This is a genomic window from Pseudomonas sp. MYb2, assembly GCF_002979955.1.
Classification (GTDB): Bacteria; Pseudomonadota; Gammaproteobacteria; order Pseudomonadales; family Pseudomonadaceae; genus Aquipseudomonas.
Genome location: NZ_PCQC01000003.1, coordinates 323,247 through 349,145 on the forward strand (window position 1 = coordinate 323,247; position 25,899 = coordinate 349,145).

Consider the following 25,899-nt stretch of genomic DNA (forward strand, 5'->3'; position numbering starts at 1 on the left):
AAACCAATACTCTTCAATATCTGATCGAACGCTTAATGATCCGGCATATCATGTCGATTTCCTCACGCGACAGCGTATGGTAAAGCGGCAGGCAAATAATGCGCTTGGAAACATCTTCAGAGATCGGGCTACTTTGGTCGTGAACGTAAGGCAACTCGGAAAGCGACGGATAAAAATAACGACGAGGATAAATATTATTCAAATTCAGCTCTGCCATAACATGCAGAAGCGTACTCTCATTTTCGAAGATGACGGGGAAATAAGAGTTATTGTATTCAGTGTCTTCAGTAATTTTCTGAAACCGAATCGGGAGATCCGTAAGTTCAGATTTATAGTGCTCGCAGAGCTCTTTTCTAACTTTTAGAATCTCGTCAACATACTTGAGATTCGTCAAACCCATCGCAGCATGCACTTCGGAGTTCTTGCCATTCACGCCCACGCCACCGAAATCGGTGAGCGACGAATGACCAAAATTTCGCATCATTGCCATATTTTTCAGGATATCAGGATTGGACGTAGTTACAGCCCCCCCTTCAATGGTATGAAAAAGTTTAGTGGCATGAAAGCTACAGGTTGAAACATCACCATAGCTCAATAACGAGCGATTTTTATATTGAGTACCGAACGCATGAGCGGCATCGTAAATAACGCGCAACTGATGTTTTTCGGCAATTTTTTCAATGGCCTCAACATCACATGGATTACCGAAAACGTGCGTTGCCAAAATGGCGGAAGTTCGCGACGTAATCGCCTGCTCGATTTTTTCCGGGTCAATATTAAGAGTATCCGGGCAGATATCAACCATAACAGGATCACAACGTTCCCAGACAATACTGGAAGTAGTCGCCACATAACTGAACGGAGTAGTGATGATTTCGCCCTGCAAATCGAGCGCTCGAATTGCAATTTGAAGCGCGATAGTACCATTACTGAGAAACAGCAAATGGTCGACGTCAAGCTTTTCCTTGAGCTTTAATTCAAGCTCGTTCACCAACGGCCCATTGTTGGTAAACCATTCACGTTCCCAAACCCCTTGCAGGTAAGTCTGAAACTCACCAAAGGGAGGGACAAACGGCTTCGTAACTGTAATATTCATGAACGCCCCGACAAGCAAAACGACTACTTAGTTCTGTTAAAAATGATTGCATTTCAATACTACGAAGAGCTGAACATCTCTCGAACGAACAAATTGCGAGCCCTGACAACTGGAAATTCGACTCTCTTTCCGAGGCTAACAGGGCACCTCAAACGCCGAACGAGGATACCGTAAAATGCCACTGAATCATACCGCCCCCCCTTGCCAAGCGCGGGCGGGAGCCTCAGGGATCGAGACTGCGCTGCTGATAAATCCAGTCCACAATTTCGCCATCAGGCGAGTAGCCACTAACCGTTTCCCGCAGGAGCTGACGAACGCGTGAGTAGTCGTCCTGCTCAACAGCGACCAGCAATTCTCCCAACCTGGCCTTTAGCACATCCCACGGCACATGATCTTCATCCGCACTCATGATCATGGGATGAGGAGTCGCTGAAACATTGTCGCCTATCAGTAGTTCCTCATAGAGCTTCTCGCCCGGACGAAGACCGGTGAACTCGATAGCGATGTCCCCTTGAGGAGTTTTTTCCGATCGGACGCTCAATCCTGACAGATGGATCATTTTCTCTGCCAGCTCGACAATCTTGACCGGCTCACCCATATCAAGAACGAAAACGTCCCCACCCTGCCCCATTGATCCCGCCTGGATTACCAATTGGGCGGCCTCGGGTATTGTCATGAAGTATCGGGTGATCTTCGGATGAGTGACCGTCAAGGGCCCCCCCGACTTGATCTGGCTGTGAAAGAGCGGAATCACAGAGCCTGACGAGCCGAGCACGTTGCCAAAGCGCACCATCGTAAAGCGGGTTTTGTTCACTCGCGAGATGTTGCCCTTGTCACCAAACAGCACCGGAGCCATTTCACGACTCAGCGCCTGCAAAATCAGTTCCGCGAGCCGCTTTGTACTTCCCATGACATTCGTTGGACGGACCGCTTTGTCTGTAGAAATCAGAACAAAGTTCGACACCCCCGTTTGCAACGCCGCCTGTGCAGTGTTCAAGGTGCCAATGACGTTATTGAGTACGCCTTCGGCGATGTTATGTTCCACCATTGGCACATGTTTATAAGCAGCCGCGTGATAAACCGTGTCGACCTTCCAGGTCTTCATCACATCCTGAAGTTTGTGCGGATGACGGATAGAGCCCAGGATCGGAAGCAGGCGAATCGAGATCGATTCACGGTCTTTTCGACGCTCAAGCTCAGATAGAATGCTGTAAAGGTTGAATTCGCCATGATCAAATAACAAAAGCGCAGTAGGCCCCAATAAAAAAATCTGTCGGCAAAGCTCTGCGCCGATAGAACCGCCGGCACCCGTAACCATCACGACCTTGCCTTTTATACAATGAGCCAGCAAATCCGCTCGTGCCGGTACGGAATCACGCCCCAGAAGATCAGCAATATCCACCTCTTGAATATCATCGACTTTCACTCGACCACTGGCCAGGTCAGTGAAGTTGGGAACACTTCTGATATGCAGCGGAAAGCCTTCGAGGAAGTTAAGAATTTCGCGCCGGCGCGCCCGCGTTGAAGAAGGCAATGCCAGGAGAATCTCCTGAGCTCCCGTCACATCAATCATTTGTTGTATATGCTTTGGCTTATAAACTTGAAGTCCGGAAATCGACCGATCGGCGATACTCGAATCATCATCAATAAAAGCAACAGGCCGCATTACCCGGCCCATACGCAATGCCGCAACAAGTTGGTTGCCAGCAACCCCGGCACCATAAACAGCAACCTTTGTCAAACCATCATCGCGATTTGTGAATGGCACATGCTGGGCAGCCGAAAACCAATCTCCCATGAAATACTGGCGCATGCACAAACGCAATCCACCAATAATCACGAGACTTAACCACCAGTAATTGAAAATGATGGAACGCGGCACTACGCTCGCGTGATTGCTATACCAATAGACGACCACCGCGAGTATCAGCGACGAAAGACTGACAGCCTTGACAATGGCAATAAGCGCGTCATTACCAAAATACCGCATCACCGCACGGTACATCCCGATACGTATGAACAGCGGGATGGCGACAATGGGCGCGCTCACGAAGAGCCATGCATGCACCCTGATCGGGTTGTACATGTCATCAATGCCCAAGCGGACGATGAACGCTAACCAGAGTGCCAGCCAGACCAGCACAACGTCGCTGGCGACCTGTAGCAGGCGCTTCTGCCGACGTGGCAACCCCAGTAGAAATGAACGTAATTTATCCATTGATTCGCTCGATCACCGCTCTGCTCCTTGAACCTTATTAACGGCGGTATTGTATCCCTTTTTTCCGCCGAAATACGACCACTGAACGGAAGACATCGAGCCTGAAATCGAACAGTACCAAGCCCCCTCCTCGCCCTGCCGCTCGCCACCAAGCCGCCTATGCTGTTAAACTCGCGCAAAGTCCACCTACATTCAATACTGCAACTTACCTGACAGGCTATTTGCAGAACGTACGCGCCTCTTAAATAACAGAGCACATGCGCTACACCACCGAGGCGCGAGAGATTTCAAACATGGCCGAACAACCGAAGGATAACTTCCAATTGGACCCTGCCCCATCAGTGATAACTGAACGCTCAACAAATCGCAAAAAAGTCGCCATACTTGTTTGCACTTACAACGGTCAGCGCTTTCTCAGGGAACAACTGGACTCCTTCATTAACCAAACCCATGAAGACTGGACGATCCATGCATCGGATGATGGTTCGACCGACGCGACACTGGAAATTCTTGAAGAATACAAGAAACAGCTGGGCGCAGATAAAATCGCCATCTGGCATGGCCCTCGTCAAGGCTTTGCAAAAAACTTTCTGTCACTAATTAAAAATCGAGAAATTGTCGCTGATTACTTCGCATTCAGTGACCAGGACGATATCTGGCTTGCAGACAAACTGACTCGAAGTATCGCTCAGATACCTCAAACTCCCACCAACAAACCCCACATGTACTGCTCCAGAACAAAGCTGGTCAACACCAACCTTGCACCCTTGGGGTTTTCTCCGCTATTCAACAAGCGCCCGTGCTTTGAAAACGCATTGGTGCAAAGCCTCGCCGGTGCCAATACGATGCTGATCAACAATGCAGCTCGTAATCTGATGTGCCGGATCGTCGATGACGCCCCGGTCGTAGCACATGACTGGCTTGCGTATCTGTTGGTAACCGGGTGCGGTGGCCAGGTGGTCTTTGATCAGCAGCCTACGCTGCTCTATCGTCAGCACGAGGACAACCTGATTGGAGCGAATGCAACCTTCAGAAATCAGATCATTCGAATCCTGAAAATGCTAAGTGGGCGTTTCAGCGAGTGGAGCACGCAAAACCTGATCACTCTGAACTCCATTAGAACGGAGCTCACAGAGGACAATAAATGCACCCTTGAACGATTCGAAGCTGCACGCAAAAGCGGCTTGCTCTCAAGACTTTGCCTGATGAAGAAAAGTGGAGTTCATCGGCAGACGCTCAAAGGAAACATCAGCCTGGTGGCCGCCGCGATACTTAATAAAATATAAAGGCGACGGCAACACAACAAACCGACCATCAGAAATAATCTTCGGAGTAGTTCAGCGATCCTCGATCAGCTTGCTACTCCCGCTTCAAACTTCCACGCAAGCACTGCCAGCGGAACAAACGCTATCAGACACCCCAGTTCGCCACTCAACCAACCTGCCCCCACAAGCAAAGCAATCGGCAATAGCCAAGCAAGGTTAATCAGCACCACAATCGAAGAGACCAGCAAATGGCTCTGGTATCGGCGCGATGCGTGTTGATAGGCGTGACTCCTATGAGCCTGATAAACCTTCTCACCACGAAGAAGCCTCCTGATCAGTGTCAAGGTCGCGTCAACGATAAAAACACCAAGCAGTATTATCCAGCACCAAAAGTACTCAGGCCGAACCCAGGCAGACTCCAATGCGAATGCCCCCAGAATAAACCCCAGGAACCCACTGCCTGCGTCCCCCATGAAAATTCGCGCAGGAGGAAAGTTCCAGCAAAAGAAACCTGCTACAGCCCCCATCAGAATCAGCGGCTCCCAGATCAGGTCTATCGTGCCAAAGCACCAGTAAATCAGACACATCCCCAAACAGGCGCTGATCGCTTCCGCGCTCGCCAACCCATCGATTCCATCCATAAAGTTGTAGAGATTGAGCATCCAGACCAGATAGAAAGCGGCCAATACACCACCTAACACCGAAAGGTTGACGTTTTCACCAAACAACTGGAGTGGTGCAAGACCGTTAAGCCAGTACAGCGTCCAGCCTGCAGCTATGAAATGCCCGAGGAGCCGCCACTTGGCGTCTATATGGCCGTGATCGTCAGCAAAACCAATGATTGCAATCAGCAACCCACCACCCAACACACCCAGCAACGACGCCCCTTCCAGGTACCCCATCCCCCCCAAGACAGGGAGTGCCAGCGCATAGGCGACAACTATTGCAACTCCCCCGCCCCTCGGGGTCGGCACAGAATGAGAACTGCGCTCATTCGGGATATCCATCAAGCTTTTGGCCAATGCGTAACGACGCAACAACAAGGTCAACCCGCAGGCGACGATAAAAACCACACCCAACAACCACCAGACAGTCATCTGTTTTTTAAGTCCTGGTAATAATCCGCAGTTTGACGGAGCGCCTTCTCAACGGAGACAGGTGGAACCCAGCCGAGTACATCCCTGGTTTTTTTGATATCGACTTGCAAGGAACTACACAGACGCTGGGCAACACCTTGCTTTCCCAAACATGAGGCCACCGACTTCAGGACCCATACTGGCAAGGGTATCAACCGCGCCTTTTTACCAAGAGCACGCGCCATGTTTTCCAGCAATTGAGTAGTGGACATATCAGCATCATCGCTGACAAGAAAGGTTTGTCCGGCCGCCGCGGGATGGTCAATGCAAGTTACCAGCAGATCCACAAGGTTACCGATGGCCACCAGACTTCGCCGATTCCCGATTGCTCCCAAAGGCAGAACCACTCCCCTGTCGAGCCAGCGCATCATACTGAGGAAATTCGCCTTGACGCCTGGGCCGTATACAAGGGGCGGGCGAATAATCACCACTTCAATCCCCGTCTCTCTTGCGACCACCCTTAACGCTATTTCCGCCTCCATCTTGGAAATACCGTAAGGATCCATCGGCTGCGGTTCAATATCCGCTTGAAACGGTTCGCCCGGCTCGGTCGACTCGCCATTGACTTTGATCGAGCTGATAAAAATGAAACGCTTTACACCGGCCGCCGCGGCACTCCGGGCAAGACTGACAGTACCGTCGACATTAATGCGTCGAAACTCCGCAAGCGCATCAACCGCCTTGTCATCCATTACATGAACGCGAGCGGCGGCATGGATTACCACGTCAATTCCCATCATTGGAGTCGTAGTAGCTGCGCCACCCAACTCGAAGGGCACGACCTGACAGAGGCCATCCAATCGCGTCCTGCCACGCGAAGCCGCTATTGGCGTGTATCGCCGATCAAGAAGCAGCTTGTAGACAACGGCCTCCCCGACGAACCCACTCGCCCCTGTCACCAGAACTCGCGAGACACTCATTTGGTTTTACTTCCAATAACCGCGGTCGCCAAACATATAAAAAAGAAAAATATCTTGTCGCGAAACCTGCGCCGACACTTACACGCACTTAAAGACAATGCGAGCAATTCTTTTCGACCCAGCTTGAACCAGCGACTGACAAACGGCGACTTTGATGCACCCACAAGATTCGCTATCAACTTTACCTGCGAGAACCACCAGCCATCATGAATGGTTTTATAACGAGCAATTAACGGATTAATGCCTGTATTCGCCCCGACCTGATTCCGCTCGTGCTGACGGTACTGCATTGAAGAATAAGTATCGATGATCCATTCATAGCCATGGCTGCGCGAGAAAGCATAGCAATACCAATCATGCAGACTGACGTCCTGAACATCCCGCCAATTTTCAACGATCGATGTCTTTAACACCTCAGCCAAATCCTGACTAAAGACATACGTACAGCCAGGCCCGGCGGCTTCAAACAAATAGTCCCACTCAACTTGAACTTGAGCCTTATCAAGAAGGTGGGTTTTTCCATTCGGCCAGAATGCCGTCACATTACTGGAGTAGGCATCAGCTCCCTGCCCACGCAACATGTCGGTTGCTCGGCTCAGCTTATCCGAATGCCACACATCATCCTGGTCAGCGAAGGCGACGAAGTCGTACGCCCCGAAGTTTACGTCGCGCATCAAGCGAAAGAAATTTCGCGAGGCGCCACCAAAACGTCCGATTGATGGCAGCACACTTACATTAGGGTGCAAGGCCGCGAAAGACTCACACCACGCCTCTGTGCCATCATCGGAAGTGTCGATGCTGATATGGATACTGACGTCCACCGCAGACTGGCAAAGGATCGAAGCCAGTTGCTCTTCGATCCACTGCATACCATTGTACGCAGCCAGTAAAACTGCAACCTTGGGTTGTGTTGATGGCATGCCATTCCTGCTTGCAACAAATAATCACAGAAGGGAGTATCTCCCCCGAATCAGCGTGAAGGCGAATCCAGCAATTTCTGCAGGTACTGGCCGTAGCCAGTCTTTTTCAACGCTTCAGCCTGACTCGCAAGCTGCTCGGCCGTGATCCAGCCATTGTTGAATGCAATTTCTTCCAGGCAGGCAACTTTCAAGCCCTGTCGCTGCTCGATGGTATGCACAAAGTGGCTGGCTTCCAGCAAAGAATCATGGGTACCGGTATCCAGCCAGGCGAAACCACGACCCAGCATTTCCACATTCAGCGACTTCTGCTCGAGGTACGCACGATTGACGTCAGTGATCTCCAGCTCCCCTCGCTCAGAAGGCTTGATGTTCTTGGCAATCTGAACAACCTGATTGTCATAGAAATACAAACCGGTCACGGCGTAGCTGGATTTTGGCTTGAGCGGCTTTTCTTCGATGCTCAGCGCGCGGCCGGAGGCATCGAACTCGACAACACCAAAACGCTCCGGATCGGAAACGTGATAACCGAATACCGTTGCGCCATGCTGCTGACTAGTCGCCGAACGCAGGTTGTCGGAGAAGTGCTGACCGTAAAAGATGTTATCGCCCAGGATCAGGCAGCACGGATCATTACCGATGAATTCTTCGCCAATGATAAAAGCTTGTGCAAGGCCATCAGGACTTGGTTGCTCGGCATAAGTCAGTTTGATGCCATACAGGCTGCCATCGCCCAGCAGCTTGCGGAAACAAGGCAAGTCTTCAGGGGTGGAGATAATCAGAATCTCGCGCATACCGGCAAGCATCAGCACCGACAGCGGATAAAAGATCATCGGCTTGTCGTAGATAGGCAGCATCTGTTTCGACACGCCTAGAGTCAACGGATGCAGGCGCGTGCCCGAGCCACCGGCGAGAATGATGCCTTTACGATTTATCGTGTTCATTTGTTCAGAACTTCCCTAAGCATTCGGGTTACACCACTTTGCCAATCCGGCAAGTGTAGAGAAAAATTGTCGCGTAGCTTCTGAGTATTCAAGCGTGAATTCAGAGGTCGTCGCGCGGGTGTCGGATAAGCAGTCGTGTCGATCGGATTGATTGCTGTCACAGCCAATTGCTCGCCATTGGCTTGAGCGAACGCGATCACGTGACTCGCATACCCGTGCCAGGACACTTCACCACTCGCCGCCAAATGATACAAACCCGACAGCTGTGGCTGTTGCAGCACTTGGCGAATTGCCAGCGCCGTGACGTCAGCAATCAGATCTGCACCCGTCGGGGCTCCGACCTGATCAGCGATAACGCTCAGCGTGTCGCGATCTTTGGCCAGACGCAGCATGGTCTTGGCGAAGTTGTTGCCGCGAGCACCGTAGACCCAACTGGTGCGAAAAATCAGATGCTTGCAGCCAGACGCAACAATTGCCTGCTCGCCAGCAAGCTTGCTCGCACCGTATTGATTCACCGGTGCGACGGCATCAGTTTCCTGCCAGGGCGTCGAGCCTTCACCACTAAAGACGTAATCGGTCGAGTAATGAATGAGCCAGGCCCCCAGGAGCGCAGACTCCTCGGCCATCAGCCGACTGGCATCACCATTCACTCGACGGGCCAACTCGGCTTCGGACTCTGCCTTGTCGACCGCCGTGTAGGCAGCCGCGTTGACGATAACATCGGGCTTGACCTGCCTGATAGTCGTGCGCAAGGCATCCAGATCGACCAAATCACCGCTCAAACCATCGATTGCATGACGATCAAGCGCGACCAGCTCGCCAAGGGGAGCAAGAGCGCGTTGCAATTCCCAGCCTACCTGGCCGTTCTTACCCAGCAGGAGAATCTTCATGCTTTATTCGAGCGATCTGCGTAGTTCTGGTCAATCCATTGCTGGTAGCTGCCGCTCTTCACGTGCTCTACCCACTCGGTGTTGCTCAGGTACCATTCAACAGTCTTGCGAATACCGGTTTCGAAGGTTTCTTCCGGCGTCCAGCCAAGCTCTCGCTGGATCTTGCTGGCGTCGATTGCATAACGCACGTCGTGACCAGGACGATCCTGAACATAGGTAATCAGGCTGGCATGCGGGCGATGTGCCGAGTCCGGACGCAACTCATCAAGCAGCGCACAAAGAGTGTGCACGACTTCAATATTCTGCTTCTCGTTGTGGCCGCCGATGTTGTAGGTCTCACCAATAACGCCTTCGGTAACGACTTTGTACAGTGCACGGGCGTGGTCTTCGACATACAGCCAGTCGCGAACCTGGTTGCCTTTGCCATAAACCGGCAACGGCTTGCCTTCCAGCGCGTTGAGAATGATCAGCGGGATCAATTTCTCAGGGAAGTGGCAAGGGCCGTAGTTGTTCGAGCAGTTGGTGACCAACGTTGGCAGGCCATAAGTACGAGCCCAGGCGCGAACGAGGTGATCAGAGCTGGCCTTGCTGGCCGAATAAGGCGAGCTTGGCTGATAAGGCGTGGTTTCGGTGAAGAGGTCTTCCGGACCTTCGAGGTCTCCGTAAACTTCGTCGGTCGAAATATGATGGAAGCGGAAGTTGGCCTTACGCGCGTCATCCAGTGCCGCCCAATAATGGCGGGCAGCTTCCAACAAAGTGTAAGTGCCGATGATGTTGGTCTGGATGAACTCTGACGGGCCAGAGATAGAGCGGTCGACGTGAGATTCCGCAGCCAGATGCATGATGGCATCGGGTTGGTGCTCACGCAGGACGCGGTCGACCTGATCACGGTCGCAGATATCGACACGCTCAAACACGTAGCGCGAATCACCGCTAACTTCAGCCAGCGACTCAAGGTTACCGGCATACGTCAGCTTATCGACGTTAACGACAGAATCGCTAGTGTTGGAAATGATGTGACGGATGACTGCCGAGCCGATGAACCCGGCGCCGCCGGTAACTAGAATTTTCACGCGAAACCATACCCTTGAGCTGCGGACAGTGACACCAACGAGCACTGTCTAATCCATGAATGCAGAAGCCATCAAAACTGAAGCTTCTGTCAGAGTCAGTCTGAATCGATGTGGGAATAGGCCACTATCGAACAAGGGACGCATTTTACAGCTTAATGAATCTTTTACTAATGGATATAGACAGGCAGAGGCGCAATTTCGACAGACGCCATGCACTTGTCGTTTTCAGACAAGGCGCTTGCGCGCAGCTCTGGACGAGCGTCCCAGGAACAGGCCGAGTATAGGGCCGATAAACATGCCTGCCAGCAATGCCAGCACCACGACCAGAGACACCGGAAGTTCAGGACCTGCCCAGCCCAAAAACAACAACGAAACCGATTGCTGGTTCTCAAGCACAAACGCAAGAATCGCCAACACCAGCAAAAGAACAAAAACGCCAAGAAGTATGCGCTTGAGATTACGCATGAGCATCTCCCTGATAATGAGCAGCGAGGATCAAACGCCCTCCTCCTCTTCCTCGTTCACACGATCACGCAGCTCTTTGCCCGGCTTGAAGTGCGGAACGAATTTCCCGTCAAGGCTGACGGACTGCCCGGTCTTCGGATTACGTCCGACACGCGGGGCGCGATAGTGCAGTGAGAAACTGCCAAACCCACGGATCTCGATACGATCACCGGTGGCCAGACATTGAGACATTTGTTCGAGCATGGTCTTGATGGCCAGCTCCACATCCTTGGATGAGAGCAGCCCTTGATGGGTGACAATTCGTTCGATCAACTCCGACTTCGTCATATTTTTCCCTTCTTTTTCAAGCAGCTAGATCAGCGCTTGAAAGGTTTTAGCACGCCCGGAAGATTTTGAACAGCCCAGGGATTGACATATCTTCCACAGCATCGCAACGCCCATTTTCAGGGCATCCCGCCAAGCCGGGAGACCGCAGATCTAGCGGCACATCACCAGCATGGTGCGAGTCACGAACCCCGCAGGATTAAAGCCAAAAGGATAATCGTCTTCGTCCCTGGCATCGTCAGATCGCGTGATCACCTTGTAGCCAGAGCCCTTGCACTCCTTTGCCGCGCGCTTCTGACATTTTTCCCAGCCAGACCCCAACCCCGAACAGTCGATCTCGATTCCACTGACGCCACGTATGGCATGAGTCTTCGCACTGGTAGTACAGCCCACCAGCATCAGCACTGCAACGAGGACAATAAACTTGTTCATCCACTTCCTTATGCCAGGCCAAGCCCGGCGACTACGTACCTGAAATCAAGCTTAGTCGCGAATAGGCGATTGATCCGATTAAAGAAACAGACATCCCGGGAAATGGATTGGTTTCACTTCCCCCTCCCGTTTCAGTAAAACGGAAGGGCCGATCAACAAATCGCAGGCACAAAAAAGGGCGACCGAAGTCGCCCTTTTTAATGATCAAGCAGAACTCAGTTCTGTTTGGCCATTGCTTGACGCAGCAGTGCCGCCATAGTGGTGTCGGCTGCTTCGCCTTCCGGAGCTGCTTTCAGGCTCTGGATAGCTTCTTTCTCTTCAGCATCGTCTTTCGATTTGATCGACAGCTGAATGACGCGGCTCTTACGATCAACGCTGATGATCTTGGCTTCTACTTCCTGGCCTTCTTTCAGAACGTTGCGCGCGTCTTCAACGCGGTCACGGCTGATTTCGGAGGCTTTCAGAGTCGCTTCGATATCGTCGGCCAGAACGATGATGGCGCCTTTGGCGTCAACTTCTTTCACGGTGCCAGTAACGATTGCGCCTTTGTCGTTAACCGAGACGTACTCGGAGAACGGATCGCTTTCCAGTTGCTTGATACCCAGGGAGATACGCTCGCGCTCTGGGTCAACCGACAGGATAACGGTGTCCAGCTCGTCGCCCTTCTTGAAACGACGAACAGCTTCTTCGCCAACTTCGTTCCAGGAGATGTCGGACAGGTGAACCAGACCGTCGATGCCGCCGTCCAGACCAATGAAGATACCGAAATCGGTGATCGACTTGATGGTGCCGGAGATTTTATCGCCCTTGTTGAACTGGCCAGAGAAATCTTCCCACGGGTTAGATTTGCACTGCTTGATGCCCAGGGAGATACGACGACGCTCTTCGTCGATGTCCAGAACCATGACTTCCACTTCGTCGCCGACTTGTACGACTTTCGAAGGGTGGATGTTCTTGTTGGTCCAGTCCATTTCCGAAACGTGTACCAGACCTTCAACGCCTTCTTCCAGCTCAGCGAAGCAGCCGTAGTCGGTCAGGTTGGTTACACGAGCGGTAACGCGAGTGCTTTCTGGGTAACGGGCTTTGATAGCAACCCATGGATCTTCGCCCAGTTGCTTCAGGCCCAGGGAAACACGGTTGCGTTCGCGATCGTATTTCAGAACCTTGACGTCGATTTCGTCACCAACGTTGACGATCTCGGAAGGATGCTTGATGCGCTTCCAGGCCATGTCGGTGATGTGCAGCAGGCCGTCCACGCCACCCAGATCGACGAATGCGCCGTAATCGGTGAGGTTTTTGACGATACCTTTGACTTGCTGGCCTTCCTGCAAGGATTCCAGCAGAGCTTCACGCTCGGCGGAGTTCTCGGCTTCCAGGACGCTGCGACGGGAAACGACAACGTTGTTGCGCTTCTGGTCCAGCTTGATGACCTTGAATTCCAGCTCTTTGCCTTCCAGGTGCGTGGTGTCGCGCACTGGACGGACGTCAACCAGGGAACCTGGCAGGAACGCACGGATGCCGTTAACGTCGACAGTGAAGCCGCCTTTAACCTTACCGTTGATAACGCCCTTGACCACTTCCTCAGCTGCGAAGGCTGCTTCCAGAACGATCCAGCACTCGGCGCGCTTGGCTTTCTCACGGGACAGCTTGGTTTCACCGAAACCGTCTTCAACCGAGTCCAGAGCAACGTGAACTTCGTCACCGACATTGATAGTCAGATCGCCAGCGTCGTTGTAGAACTGCTCAAGCGGGATGAGTGCTTCAGACTTCAGGCCAGCGTGAACGGTTACCCAGCGAGCCTGGTAATCGATATCAACGATAACACCGGTGATGATGGAGCCTGCCTGAAGGTTCAGGGTTTTTAGGCTTTCTTCAAAGAGTTCCGCAAAGCTTTCGCTCATTTTAATTCCTGTAAATGAGGGCGAAGGATACGCCCATCTCCACACCCCAGACGGTGTGGGTTAGTTTCATTAAAAAGAAGCGCTGCAGGACTATGACTGGTCCCCTGCGGCCTTCTTGGTCACCCGGCGATATCGCGAATGGCGATCTCGCTCATGATGCGTTCAAGCACCTGATCGATGGACAACTCCGTGGAATCCAGCTGTATGGCGTCAGCCGCCGGCTTAAGCGGGGCTACCGCTCGCTGGGTGTCACGCTCATCGCGTGCACGGATCTCATCTAGCAGACTCGACAGACTAACACCCTCGACTTTGCCCTTCAACTGCAAATATCGACGGCGCGCCCGCTCCTCGGCACTGGCGGTCAGGAAAATCTTCAGCGGAGCATCGGGAAACACCACCGTCCCCATGTCGCGACCATCGGCGACAAGGCCCGGCGCTTCCTGGAAAGCACGCTGGCGTTGCAGCAGCGCCTCGCGCACGGCGGGCAATGCAGCCACTTGCGAAGCGCCGGAGCCGACGCTTTCAGTGCGAATGACATCACTGACTTCGTCGCCTTCCAGAATGATCCGCTGCAGCTGCCCCTCGGTCGCTGCGATGAACTGAACATCCAGATGAGCGGCCAGTTTCTTCAGCAGCTCTTCATTGGTCAGGTCAACGCCATGATTGTGCGCAGCAAACGCCAGCAAACGGTAAAGCGCACCGGAATCCAGCAGGTTCCAGCCCAGACGCTTGGCCAGAATCCCGGCCACGGTGCCTTTGCCCGAGCCACTTGGCCCATCAATGGTGATGACCGGTGCAATGTTCTTCACGACTGAGCCTCTTGTGCCACACGAATGCCGACCTGCCCGCACAATGCGAGGAAGTTGGGGAACGACGTCGCGACGTTGGCGCAATCATGGATACGGATCGGTGCAGTGGCGCGCAACGAAGCGACGCTGAACGCCATCGCGATACGGTGATCACCGTGACCGTGCACTTCGCCGCCGCCGATCTGGCCGCCATCGATGATGATGCCGTCCGGGGTCGGCTGGCATTTGACGCCCAGTGCCAGCAAGCCGTCAGCCATCACCTGAATGCGATCCGATTCCTTGACCCGCAGCTCTTCGGCGCCGGTCAGTACGGTGCGCCCTTCAGCACAAGCAGCGGCGACGAACAGCACAGGGAATTCGTCGATGGCCAGCGGAACCAGCTCTTCGGGAATCTCGATACCTTTGAGTTTAGCTGCCTTCACGCGCAGGTCGGCCACCGGCTCGCCGCCGACTTCACGCTGATTCTCCAGAGTGATGTCCGCGCCCATCAGACGCAGGATGTCGATCACGCCAGTGCGGGTCGGGTTGATGCCGACGTGCTCAAGCACCAGCTCCGACCCTTCGGCGATAGACGCTGCCACGAGGAAGAACGCCGAGGACGAGATATCGCCTGGCACTTCGATATGAGTCGCGGTCAGTTTGCCGCCGGACTCAACCGAGGCCGTAGCACCTTCAACGCTCACAGGATGGCCAAAGCCACGCAGCATGCGCTCGGTATGATCGCGAGTCGGCGCCGGCTCGGTCACGGTGGTTTTGCCTTCAGCGTACAGACCGGCAAGCAGCAGGCAGGACTTCACCTGAGCACTGGCCATAGGCATGGTGTAGGTCAGACCTTTGAGCGTGTGACCGCCACGAATGGTCATCGGTGGACGACCTTCAGCGGCGGTCTCGATCACGGCGCCCATTTCACGCAGTGGATTGGCCACGCGATTCATCGGACGCTTGGACAGCGACGCATCGCCCGTCAAGACGCTGTCGAAGTTCTGCGCCGCCAGGAGGCCGGACAGCAGGCGCATCGAAGTGCCGGAGTTGCCCAGATAAATCGGGCCCGGCGCCGGCTTCAGGCCATGCAGGCCGACACCGTGGATGGTCACGCGGCCGTGGTGCGGGCCTTCGATGACCACGCCCATGTCGCGGAACGCCTGCAAGGTCGCCAAGGCGTCTTCGCCCTCGAGGAAGCCTTCGACTTCGGTAACGCCTTCAGCCAGCGAGCCGAGCATGATCGAGCGGTGGGAAATGGATTTGTCACCCGGTACGCGAATCCGACCGGACAGGCGGCCACCAGGTTGAGCCAGGAAGATCAGATCGTTGGAATTCATAGCGTCCACATAGGCCCTGCGGGCCAGGATTTTACTGAAATGCTCGCGGGCAACCCGGGCGCGAGTGAAAACGCCCAACAATTGGTGCCCATCCCCTGCATCGACCGCGTCGCGCAAGGCGTCGAGGTCGCTGCGAAATGTATCGAGTGTGCGCAGGACAGCCTCGCGGTTGGCAAGGAAGATGTCGTGCCACATCACCGGGTCGCTTCCGGCGATTCTTGTGAAATCGCGAAAACCACCCGCAGCGTAACGGAAGATCTCAAGGTTTTCATTGCGCTTGGCCAATGAGTCGACCAGACCAAAGGCCAACAGGTGCGGCAGATGACTGGTCGCGGCCAGCACTTCATCGTGACGCTCGACCTGCATGTGCTCGACGTCGGCACCCAATTCGCGCCACAGACGATCAACCACCGCCAGTGCAGCCGGATCGGTTTGATCGAGCGGCGTAAGAATCACCTTGTGACGACGGAACAGTTCGGCATTGGAGGCTTCCACCCCGCTCTGCTCGGAACCGGCGATCGGATGGCCCGGCACGAAACGCGCCGGCATACCGCCAAACGCCTCGGTCGCCGCACGCACTACATTGCCTTTGGCACTGCCGACATCAGTCAGAATCGCCTGCCCCAGATCCATGCTCGCCAGACGCGCGAGCACTTTTTCCATGGCCAGGATCGGCACCGCCAGTTGAATCACGTCAGCGCCCTGGCATGCCGCAGCCAGGTCATCCTCACAGCGATCAACCACACCCAACTCGACCGCCAGTTTGCGCGATTGCGGATCGAGATCGACCCCGACCACTTCGCGGCACACGCCACTTTCACGCAAGCCTTTGGCAAACGAACCACCGATCAACCCCAGACCGACCACCACAAGGCGACCGATCATAGGTGCAGCAGATTGCAGTGCAGTGACATCACCCACGAGCCAGAACCTTGCGCAGCGCTTCGAGGAAGCGGCTGTTTTCCGCCGGCAGACCGATGGTCACCCGCAGGTGGTTCGGCATGCCGTAGTTGGCCACCGGACGCACGATCACGCCTTCACGCAGCAAGCCCTGGAATACCGGGGCCGCAACCTGAGCGAGATCGACGCAGATAAAGTTGCCTTTGGATTCGATCCAGTTCAGGCCCAGCTCACGGAAACCGGCTTGCAGCTGCTGCATGCCCGATTCGTTGAGTTGGCGGCTTTGCGCCAGATACTCTTCGTCTTTCAACGCCGCACACGCCGCCGCCAACGCGAGGCTGTTGACGTTGAATGGCTGGCGAACGCGGTTCAGCACGTCCGCAACAACCGGGGTCGACAGGCCATAGCCGACGCGCAACGCCGCCAGACCATAGGCCTTGGAGAAGGTGCGCGACACCAGCAGATTCGGATACGCGGCGAGGAAATCCAGACCGTCCGGCAGATCGCCGCCTTCGGCGTATTCGATGTAAGCCTCGTCGAGCACTACCAGCACGTGCTCCGGAACATCCTGCAGGAACTCGTCCAGCGCTTCAGCGCCGAACCAGGTGCCGGTCGGGTTGTTCGGGTTGGCGATGAACACCACACGGGTGTTGGCATCGATAGCCGCGAGCATTGCTGGCAGGTCGTGCCCCCAATCCTTGGCCGGCACCACTTTGGCCTGCGCGCCGACCGCCTGAGTGGCGATCGGATACACAGCGAACGCGTGCTCACTGAACACCGCATTCAGGCCCGGCGCCAGATAGGCGCGTGCGACCAGCTCAAGAATATCGTTGGAGCCGTTGCCCAGGGTGACCTGACTCAGCTCGACGCGGCATTGCTCGGCCAACAGTGATTTCAGCGCGAAACCGTTGCCATCCGGATAACGGGTCAGCTCGGCCAGCTCTTCGCGGATCGCCGCCAAGGCTTTCGGACTGGCACCCAGCGGGTTTTCATTGCTCGCCAGCTTGACGATTTTTGCCGGATCCAGATCCAGCTCGCGCGCCAGTTCGTCCACAGGCTTGCCCGGAACGTACGGCGAAAGTTGTTGCACGCCCGGCTGTGCCAGAGCGAGGAAATTGCCACTCATTTGCTACCGCCCCTTAGAGAACTGCTTTCGGGTAAGAACCCAGCACTTTGAGTGCTACCGCTTCCTGACTGATCTTTTCCAATACACCCTTGATCAACGGATCACGGTGGTGGCCGACGAAGTCGATGAAGAACACATACGTCCATTTGCCGCTGCGCGATGGACGGGTTTCGATACGGGTCAGGTCGATCCCGTTGTCATGGAACGGCACCAGCAGCTCGTGGAGCGCGCCGGGCTTGTTGCTCATGGACACAATGATCGAGGTCTTGTCGTCGCCAGTCGGCGGCACTTCCTGGTTACCGATCATCAGGAAGCGCGTCGAGTTGTCCGGACGGTCTTCGATCTTCTCGGCCAGACGGGTCAGGCCATACAGCCCTGCCGCCATGTCACCGGCAATCGCCGCCGAGTTCCACTCACCTTTAACCCGCTTGGCCGCTTCGGCGTTGCTCGACACCGCGACACGCTCGACATTCGGGTAGTGCGCGTCCAGCCACTTGCGGCACTGGGCCAGCGACTGCGCGTGAGAGTAGATACGGCTGATGCTATCGGTCTTGGTGTTTTCACCGACCAGCAGGTGATGGTGAATGCGCAACTCGACTTCGCCGCAGATCACCATGTCGTGCTCGAGGAAGCTGTCCAGCGTGTGGTTGACCGCGCCTTCGGTGGAGTTTTCCACCGGGACCACGCCAAAATTCACCGCACCAGCCGCCACTTCACGGAACACTTCATCGATCGCCGCCATGGGCTTGCTGATCACCGCGTGACCGAAGTGCTTCATGGCCGCGGCTTGGGTGAAGGTGCCTTCAGGGCCCAGATAGGCCACTTTCAGCGGCTGCTCCAGCGCCAGGCACGACGACATGATTTCGCGGAACAACCGCGCCATCTCTTCGTTGCCCAGCGGCCCCTGATTGCGCTCCATCACGCGCTTGAGCACCTGAGCTTCGCGCTCAGGACGATAGAACACCGGCACTTCGCCTTCGGCCAGCGAGGCCATCTTTACTCGCGCGACTTCCTGGGCGCAACGCGCACGCTCACTGATCAGCTCCATGACTTTGGTGTCCAGAGCGTCAATGCGAACGCGCAGTGCCTTGAGTTCTTGCTCGGACATCAGCCGTGTTCCTTCTCGAATTCTGCCATGTACGCCACCAGCGCATTAACCGCGGTGATGTCGACGGCGTTGTAGATGGAGGCGCGCATGCCGCCCACGGAGCGGTGGCCCTTGAGGTTGAGCAGACCGCGCGCTTCGGCGCCGACCAGGAACGGCTTGTCCAGACGATCGTCAGCCAGACGGAACGGCACGTTCATCCACGAGCGGTCCGACTTGTTGATCGGGTTGCTGTAGAGGCCGCTGGCGTCGATGAAGTCGTACAGCGTGCGCTGTTTGACGTCGTTGAGCTGGGCGATCGCTTCAACGCCACCCTGTTCTTTCAGCCACTGGAACACCAGACCGGACAGGTACCAGGCCAGGGTCGGCGGGGTGTTGTACATCGAACCGTTATCGGCTGCGACTTTGTAGTCGAGCATGGTCGGGCACAGCGAGCGCGCCTTGCCGAGCAGGTCTTCGCGGATGATGTTGACGACGATGCCGCTCGGGCCGATGTTCTTCTGCGCGCCGGCGTAGATCATGCCGAAACGCGAGATGTCGACTGGACGCGACAGAATGTCCGAGGACATGTCGGCTACCAGCGGCACGTCACCGGTTTGCGGAATCCACTGGAATTCCAGACCACCGATGGTTTCATTCGGCGCGTAATGAACGTAAGCGGCGTCTTTCGACAGGTTCCACTCGTTCTGGCCGGGGATGGCGAAATAGTCGTAAGGCTTGGCGGTGGCGGCGACATTGACGTGACCGTAGCGCGAAGCTTCTTCAATGGCTTTCTGCGACCAGATACCGGTGTCGATATAGTCGGCCGAGCCGCCTTCAGGCAGCAGGTTCAGTGGGATCTGCGCGAATTGCTGGCTGGCGCCACCTTGCAGAAACAGCACTTTGTAGTTCGACGGGATATTCAGCAGGTCACGCAGATCCTGCTCGGCCTGGGTGGCGATGGACACGAACTCATCGCTGCGATGGCTCATTTCCATGACCGACAGACCCTTGCCGTGCCAATCAAGGAGTTCACCCTGGGCGCGCTGCAGGACAGCTTCAGGAAGCGCCGCAGGACCGGCGCAGAAGTTATAGGCTCGCTTGCTCACATCCAATCTCGCTCTGATTTGGTGGTATCACGCAATAAATCACACTACCGATCAACACGGCCCTGTGGGAGCGAGCCTGCTCGCGAATGCATCACCGCGGTGCGTCAGAGTTACCGCAGCGCCTGCATTCGCGAGCAGGCTCGCTCCCACAGGGGATCTCCATGATGTCGAAATTTCATACCGGACAAATAACAAGGGGGCGAATTCTCATCCGCCCCCTCGTTTGCCCGCTTATTCTTGCGGTTCTTCGTCTGCTGCGGCGTCGAGTTGCTGGTCTTCACCGGCATCGTCGTTTACGACAGTACCTTCGAATTCCTCGCCCTCTTCCCCTTCAAGCTCTTCACCTTCAACTTCCGAAGGCTCCTGAACCCGCTCCAGCCCGACCAGGGTTTCATCCTTGGCCAGCTTGATCAGCGTCACACCTTGAGTGTTACGGCCCAGGCTCGACACTTCGTCGACACGGGTACGCACCAGGGTGCCCTGATCAGAGATCAGCATGATCTCTTCACCGTCCTGCACCTGAACCGCGCCGACCAGACGGCCGTTACGCTCGTTGCTGACCATGGCGATTACGCCCTGACCGCCACGCTTGTATTCAGGGAACTCGGTGATCGCCGTGCGCTTGCCGTAGCCGCGCTCGGAAGCGGTGAGAATCTCGCTGCCTTCTTCCGGAATCAGCATGGAGATCAGCTTCTGCCCTTCCGGCAGACGCATGCCACGCACACCGCGGGCGGTACGGCCCATGGCGCGAACTTCGGATTCCTTGAAGCGAGTCACTTTGCCGCCGTCGGAGAACAGCATGATTTCCTGCTCGCCATCGGTGATGGCAGCGGAGATCAGGATGTCGCCTTCGTCCAGCTCCAGCGCGATCAGACCGACGCTGCGCTGACGGCTGAAGGCCACCAGCGGAGTCTTCTTCACGGTACCGTTGGCGGTCGACATGAAGATGAACGGCGCTTTCTTGCGATCGGCAGCCTTGATACGGGCACGACGCTCTTCGTCGGTCTCGTTGCTGTTTTCGATTTCTTCTACATCAGCCTCGGCGCCTTCGGCTTCTTCTTCATCAGCCTGACGCTTCATGGCTTCGAGATCGACCGGCAGCATGGTGGTGATGTATTCACCCTCGCTCAACGGCAACAGGTTGACCAGCGGACGACCACGGGCGGCGCGGGACGCTTCCGGAATCTCGTAGGTCTTGAGCCAGTACACCTTGCCCTTGCTGGAGAACAGCAGGAGCGTGGTGTGGCTGTTGGCAACCAGCAGGTGAGCGATGTAGTCCTCATCCTTGACGCCGGTCGCCGATTTGCCTTTACCGCCACGACGCTGAGCCTGGTACGCAGCCAATGGCTGGGTCTTGGCGTAGCCACCGTGGGAGATGGTCACGACGCGCTCTTCTTCCGGGATCATGTCACCCAGGGTCAGGTCGAGACGGGCATCAAGGATTTCGGTGCGACGCTGGTCGCCGTATTCGGCACGAATCACTTCCAGCTCTTCGCGGATCACTTCCATCAGGCGCACAGCGCTGTTGAGGATGCGGATCAGCTCGCCGATCTGGTTGAGAATCTCTTGATACTCGGCCAGCAGTTTTTCGTGTTCCAGACCGGTCAGACGGTGCAGACGCAGCTCCAGAATGGCTTGCGCCTGTTCTGGCGAGAGGAAGTACTTGCCTTCGCGCAGACCGTATTGCGGATCGAGGTTTTCCGGACGGCACGAATCAGCACCGGCACGTTCAACCATCGCCACTACGGCCGAAGATTCCCACGGCGTGCTGACCAGCGCTTCTTTAGCTTCCGACGGCGTCGGCGAGGCCTTGATCAGGGCGATAACCGGGTCGATGTTCGACAGGGCAACGGCCTGGCCTTCGAGGATGTGGCCACGCTCGCGCGCCTTGCGCAGTTCGAACACGGTACGGCGGGTGACGACTTCGCGACGGTGACGAACGAAGGCTTCCAGCAGATCCTTGAGGTTCAGGATGCGTGGACGGCCGTCGATCAGCGCAACGATGTTGATGCCGAAAACCGATTGCAGCTGGGTCTGGGCGTAGAGGTTGTTGAGGATGACCTCAGGCACTTCGCCGCGACGCAGTTCGATCACGACGCGCATACCGTCCTTGTCGGACTCGTCGCGCAGTTCGGTAATGCCTTCCAGCTTCTTCTCTTTGACCAGCTCGGCGATCTTCTCGATCAGACGCGCCTTGTTCAGCTGGTAAGGGAGTTCGGTGATGACGATCTGCTGACGGCCACCGACCTTGTCGATGTCTTCAATGATCGAACGCGCACGCATGTAAATGCGCCCGCGACCGGTGCGGTAGGCTTCGATGATGCCGGCGCGACCGTTGATGATCGCCGCGGTCGGGAAGTCCGGACCCGGGATGTATTGCATCAGTTCATCGACGGTCAGCTCAGGGTTGTCGATGAGCGCCAGACAACCGTCGATGACTTCACCGAGGTTGTGCGGCGGAATGTTGGTCGCCATGCCCACGGCGATACCGCTGGAGCCGTTGACCAGCAGGTTCGGGATACGGGTCGGCATGACCGCCGGGATCATTTCGGTGCCGTCGTAGTTCGGCACCCAGTCCACGGTTTCTTTGTGCAGGTCAGCCAGCAGCTCGTGCGCCAGTTTGGTCATGCGCACTTCGGTGTATCGCATGGCCGCAGCGTTGTCGCCGTCGACCGAACCGAAGTTGCCCTGACCGTCTACCAGCAGGTAGCGCAGGGAGAAAGGCTGAGCCATACGAACGATGGTGTCGTACACGGCGGTGTCACCGTGCGGGTGATACTTACCGATCACGTCGCCGACAACACGGGCAGATTTCTTGTACGGCTTGTTGAAGTCGTTGCCCAGCTCGCTCATCGCGAACAGTACGCGACGGTGCACGGGCTTGAGGCCATCGCGCGCATCCGGCAGTGCACGGCCGACGATTACGCTCATCGCGTAGTCGAGGTAGGACTGTTTCAGCTCGTCTTCGATATTGACCGGGAGGATTTCTTTGGCCAGTTCGCCCATGAGAAGCCTGATTCCTTTTTCTGGTGAAACTTCGTCATATCCATGTGGGAGCAACGAAGCTCGTCGGGGCCGGCCGAGTGCCATGCGCCGACTTACGACAAATCAACATTGGATCGCGGATTTGCGCAGTAAAGACAGCTTCGTGAAGCTGCCTCGGAAAACGCCGGATGTTATCACAAAGGCCGCCACGCACCTATCCCCCAGATGCGCATGGAGCATAGTTAGTTGACCGGTGACAGGCTTAACGGGGACGAGAGAGGCTCAGAGCTTGTTTGAATGCAGAATTCAGGCTTGGTTTGGGGATGTTTATTGACATTTAGGGGTACAAACACCTGTAGGAGCTGCCGAAGGCTGCGATCTTTTGATTCTGCCCTCTAAAAAGCAAGATCAAAAGATCGCAGCCTTCGGCATCTCCTACATTGAGTATCACCGCATTAGTGCAGGCGTTTGCGGCACATCAACTGGGCCATTTTGGCGGTATCCGGGCGCTCGACGATGCCTTTCTCTGTGACGATCGCGTCGATAAGGTCGGCCGGCGTCACGTCAAAAACCGGGTTGAACGCTTCAACGTCGGCACCGACGCGCTTGCCGCCGACTTCCAGCAGCTCGGCGCCATCACGTTCTTCGATCGGGATGTCGTCGCCGCTGGCCAGGTTCATGTCGATGGTCGAACTCGGTGCCACCACCATGAAGCGCACGCCGTGGTGCATGGCGTTGACCGCCAGTTGATAGGTGCCGATCTTGTTCGCCACATCACCGTTGGCGGTGATGCGGTCAGCGCCGACGATCACCCAGGTCACGCCTTTGGTTTTCATGATGTGCGCGGCGGCGGAGTCGGCATTGAGCGTTACCGGGATACCTTCGTTGGCCAGCTCCCACGCGGTCAGGCGCGAGCCTTGCAGCCACGGACGGGTTTCATCGGCGTAAACGCGCTCGACCATGCCTTCTATAAAGGCTGCGCGAATAACGCCCAGTGCCGTACCGAAACCACCGGTGGCCAACGCGCCAGTATTGCAGTGGGTCAGAATCGCCTGAGCATTGCCCTGATGTTTGCGGATCAGGTCTACGCCGAGCTGCGCCATGGTCAGGTTGGCTTCACGGTCGCTTTCGTGGATGGCGACGGCTTCGGCTTCCAGCGCCGCCAGCGGATCGGCGTTTTCTTTCAGGCGATCGAGGCGATCATGCATACGGCCGAGCGCCCAGAACAGGTTGACTGCGGTCGGGCGAGAATCGGCCAGCAGGGCGAAATCCTCTTCCAGCGCCGCGTACCAGTCGCCACCTTCGGCAATCCGCGCACGTGCTGCCAGCACGATGCCGTAGGCTGCACTGATGCCAATGGCCGGCGCACCGCGCACTACCATCGAGCGAATGGCCTCGGCCACGCCAGCGGCGCTGGTGTAGGCGATCCAGGTTTCCTCGAACGGCAAAATACGCTGATCCAGCAGGTGCAGCGCGCCGTCACGCCAATCGATGGCCTTCACTTTTTCCGCAGCCAACAGTCGATCGCGCATCCCACACCCCGCACTCATGAACAAAAGCCGCCGATTATAGCGATCCCCCCGCGAAGACGCTCGGGTATACTTCGCCATCCTTTACAAAAGCACTGGAACCGACCCTCGATGCCGAAACCTGCCATTGCGCTCGACTTATTATTGCTGCCGACCTGGCTGGTACCCGTCGAACCCGCAGGCGTTGTGCTCAAGGAGCATGGCCTGGGCATCCGCGACGGTCGCATCGTGTTTATCGGCCCGCGTGCCGAAGCATTGAAGTGTAACGCCACCGAAGTCCGCGAACTGCCGGATGTGCTACTCGCCCCCGGCCTGATCAACGCCCACGGCCACGCGGCGATGACGCTGTTCCGTGGCCTGGCCGACGATCTGCCGCTGATGACCTGGCTGGAAAACCACATCTGGCCGGCCGAAGCGAAATGGGTCAGCGAAGATTTTGTCCGTGATGGCACCGATCTGGCCATCGCCGAGCAGATCAAGGGTGGCATCACCTGTTTTTCGGACATGTATTTCTTCCCGAAAGTCGCCAGCGAGCGCGTGCACAACAGCGGCATTCGTGCACAGATCGCCATTCCGATCCTCGACTTTCCGATTCCCGGCGCCGCCAGCGCCGATGAAGCCATTCGTCAGGGCGTCGAGCTGTTCGGCGACCTGAAGCATCACGACCGCATCAAGATCACCTTCGGCCCTCATGCACCGTACACCGTCGGCGACGAGAATCTCGAGAAAATCCGCGTAATTGCCGAGGAGCTGGACGCAGCGATCCACATGCATGTCCACGAAACGGCGTTCGAAGTCCAGCAAGCACTGGAGCAACACGGCGAACGTCCGCTCGCTCGCCTTGGTCGCCTCGGCCTGCTTGGCCCGCGTTTCCAGGCCGTGCACATGACCCAGATCAGCGATGACGACCTGGCGTTGCTGGTAGAAAGCAACACCAGCGTGATCCATTGCCCGGAATCCAACCTCAAACTGGCCAGCGGCTTCTGCCCGGTCGAGCGTTTGTGGCAGGCTGGCGTGAATGTCGCCGTCGGTACCGATGGCGCTGCCAGCAACAATGATCTGGATCTGCTTGGCGAAACCCGCACCGCCGCGCTGCTGGCCAAAGCCGTCGCCGGTTCAGCCACCGCGCTGGACGCCCATCGTGCGCTACGCATGGCGACATTGAATGGCGCACGGGCACTGGGCATCGAAGCACAGGTCGGCTCGCTGGAAATTGGCAAAGCCGCCGACATCGTCGCCTTCGACCTGTCCGGGCTGGCTCAGCAACCGGTCTATGACCCGGTTTCGCAGCTTATTTATGCCACCGGACGCGACTGCGTGAAACACCTGTGGGTCGCTGGCAAGCAACTGCTCGACGACCGGCGCCTGACGCGCATGGACGAAGAGCAATTGGGCGCCACTGCCCGGGCCTGGGGCCAGCGCATCAGCGGCCACACCGAATCGTAAACACTCCGGAG

21 protein-coding genes are annotated in these 25,899 nt (G+C 56.2%); 2 read left to right on the forward strand and 19 right to left on the reverse strand.

Annotated elements, in window-relative coordinates; translation table 11 throughout:
* Positions 1-13 precede the first annotated feature (13 nt).
* Positions 14-1,096 (reverse strand): DegT/DnrJ/EryC1/StrS aminotransferase family protein, encoded by a 1,083-nt coding sequence (locus CQ009_RS06690; protein ID WP_064391674.1) that lies wholly within the window; start codon positions 1,094-1,096, stop codon positions 14-16.
* Between the two features lie 223 nt (positions 1,097-1,319).
* Entirely contained in the window at positions 1,320-3,314 is a 1,995-nt protein-coding gene (locus CQ009_RS06695) for a nucleoside-diphosphate sugar epimerase/dehydratase (RefSeq protein ID WP_064391433.1), read from the reverse strand.
* Positions 3,315-3,571: 257 nt separating this feature from the next.
* Here CQ009_RS06695 and CQ009_RS06700 point away from each other — a divergent pair, with 257 nt between their 5' ends.
* Positions 3,572-4,600 (forward strand): glycosyltransferase family 2 protein, encoded by a 1,029-nt coding sequence (locus CQ009_RS06700; protein WP_256585380.1) that lies wholly within the window; start codon positions 3,572-3,574, stop codon positions 4,598-4,600.
* 65 nt (positions 4,601-4,665) lie between these two features.
* Here the strand turns inward: CQ009_RS06700 and CQ009_RS06705 are convergent, their stop codons facing one another.
* The 17 genes from CQ009_RS06705 to mtnA form a co-directional block, all read right to left on the reverse strand.
* Entirely contained in the window at positions 4,666-5,676 is a 1,011-nt protein-coding gene (locus CQ009_RS06705; protein ID WP_105705242.1) for a glycosyltransferase family 4 protein, read from the reverse strand.
* The gene (locus CQ009_RS06710; RefSeq protein ID WP_064391435.1) at positions 5,673-6,635 is read right to left on the reverse strand and encodes an SDR family oxidoreductase; all 963 of its coding nucleotides are present in this window, start codon (positions 6,633-6,635) and stop codon (positions 5,673-5,675) included. The genes CQ009_RS06705 and CQ009_RS06710 overlap by 4 nt, the downstream gene beginning before the upstream one ends.
* Positions 6,632-7,555, reverse strand: a complete 924-nt coding sequence (locus tag CQ009_RS06715) for a glycosyltransferase (protein WP_105705243.1) — start codon at positions 7,553-7,555, stop codon at positions 6,632-6,634. Before CQ009_RS06715 ends, CQ009_RS06710 begins: the two co-directional genes overlap by 4 nt.
* Before the next feature lie 50 nt (positions 7,556-7,605).
* Positions 7,606-8,496: a glucose-1-phosphate thymidylyltransferase RfbA gene (gene rfbA / locus CQ009_RS06720; RefSeq protein ID WP_064391437.1), complete on the reverse strand. Its 891-nt coding sequence runs from the start codon at positions 8,494-8,496 to the stop codon at positions 7,606-7,608.
* A complete protein-coding gene (rfbD, locus tag CQ009_RS06725) occupies positions 8,493-9,386 on the reverse strand; it encodes a dTDP-4-dehydrorhamnose reductase (protein WP_105705244.1) in 894 nt (297 codons plus the stop codon). The genes rfbA and rfbD overlap by 4 nt, the downstream gene beginning before the upstream one ends.
* Complete coding sequence (rfbB, locus tag CQ009_RS06730; RefSeq protein WP_177330969.1) at positions 9,383-10,459, reverse strand: dTDP-glucose 4,6-dehydratase; 1,077 nt, start codon at positions 10,457-10,459, stop codon at positions 9,383-9,385. Before rfbB ends, rfbD begins: the two co-directional genes overlap by 4 nt.
* 225 nt (positions 10,460-10,684) lie before the next feature.
* Entirely contained in the window at positions 10,685-10,924 is a 240-nt protein-coding gene (locus CQ009_RS06735) for a lipopolysaccharide assembly protein LapA domain-containing protein (protein WP_064391440.1), read from the reverse strand.
* A 30-nt stretch (positions 10,925-10,954) separates the two neighbouring features.
* Positions 10,955-11,251 (reverse strand): integration host factor subunit beta, encoded by a 297-nt coding sequence (gene ihfB, locus CQ009_RS06740; protein WP_003189779.1) that lies wholly within the window; start codon positions 11,249-11,251, stop codon positions 10,955-10,957.
* Between the two features lie 150 nt (positions 11,252-11,401).
* The gene (locus CQ009_RS06745) at positions 11,402-11,680 is read right to left on the reverse strand and encodes a hypothetical protein (protein ID WP_105705245.1); all 279 of its coding nucleotides are present in this window, start codon (positions 11,678-11,680) and stop codon (positions 11,402-11,404) included.
* 215 nt (positions 11,681-11,895) lie between these two features.
* Entirely contained in the window at positions 11,896-13,581 is a 1,686-nt protein-coding gene (gene rpsA / locus CQ009_RS06750) for a 30S ribosomal protein S1 (protein WP_007963626.1), read from the reverse strand.
* Between the two features lie 119 nt (positions 13,582-13,700).
* Entirely contained in the window at positions 13,701-14,390 is a 690-nt protein-coding gene (cmk, locus tag CQ009_RS06755; RefSeq protein ID WP_064391442.1) for a (d)CMP kinase, read from the reverse strand.
* On the reverse strand, positions 14,387-16,594 hold the full coding sequence (locus CQ009_RS06760; RefSeq protein WP_256585388.1) for a bifunctional prephenate dehydrogenase/3-phosphoshikimate 1-carboxyvinyltransferase: 2,208 nt from the start codon (positions 16,592-16,594) through the stop codon (positions 14,387-14,389). The genes cmk and CQ009_RS06760 overlap by 4 nt, the downstream gene beginning before the upstream one ends.
* Before the next feature lie 28 nt (positions 16,595-16,622).
* Positions 16,623-17,735, reverse strand: coding sequence for a histidinol-phosphate transaminase (gene hisC, locus CQ009_RS06765; protein WP_105705247.1), 1,113 nt, complete (start codon positions 17,733-17,735; stop codon positions 16,623-16,625).
* A 13-nt stretch (positions 17,736-17,748) separates the two neighbouring features.
* Positions 17,749-18,843: a prephenate dehydratase gene (pheA, locus tag CQ009_RS06770; RefSeq protein WP_007908404.1), complete on the reverse strand. Its 1,095-nt coding sequence runs from the start codon at positions 18,841-18,843 to the stop codon at positions 17,749-17,751.
* Positions 18,843-19,928: a 3-phosphoserine/phosphohydroxythreonine transaminase gene (serC, locus tag CQ009_RS06775; RefSeq protein WP_105705248.1), complete on the reverse strand. Its 1,086-nt coding sequence runs from the start codon at positions 19,926-19,928 to the stop codon at positions 18,843-18,845. The genes pheA and serC overlap by 1 nt, the downstream gene beginning before the upstream one ends.
* Positions 19,929-20,159: 231 nt before the next feature.
* On the reverse strand, positions 20,160-22,934 hold the full coding sequence (gyrA, locus tag CQ009_RS06780; RefSeq protein WP_038364370.1) for a DNA gyrase subunit A: 2,775 nt from the start codon (positions 22,932-22,934) through the stop codon (positions 20,160-20,162).
* 434 nt (positions 22,935-23,368) lie between these two features.
* Complete coding sequence (mtnA, locus tag CQ009_RS06785) at positions 23,369-24,445, reverse strand: S-methyl-5-thioribose-1-phosphate isomerase (RefSeq protein ID WP_105705249.1); 1,077 nt, start codon at positions 24,443-24,445, stop codon at positions 23,369-23,371.
* 108 nt (positions 24,446-24,553) lie between these two features.
* Here mtnA and CQ009_RS06790 point away from each other — a divergent pair, with 108 nt between their 5' ends.
* Positions 24,554-25,888, forward strand: coding sequence for a TRZ/ATZ family hydrolase (locus CQ009_RS06790; protein WP_105705250.1), 1,335 nt, complete (start codon positions 24,554-24,556; stop codon positions 25,886-25,888).
* Positions 25,889-25,899: the final 11 nt, after the last annotated feature.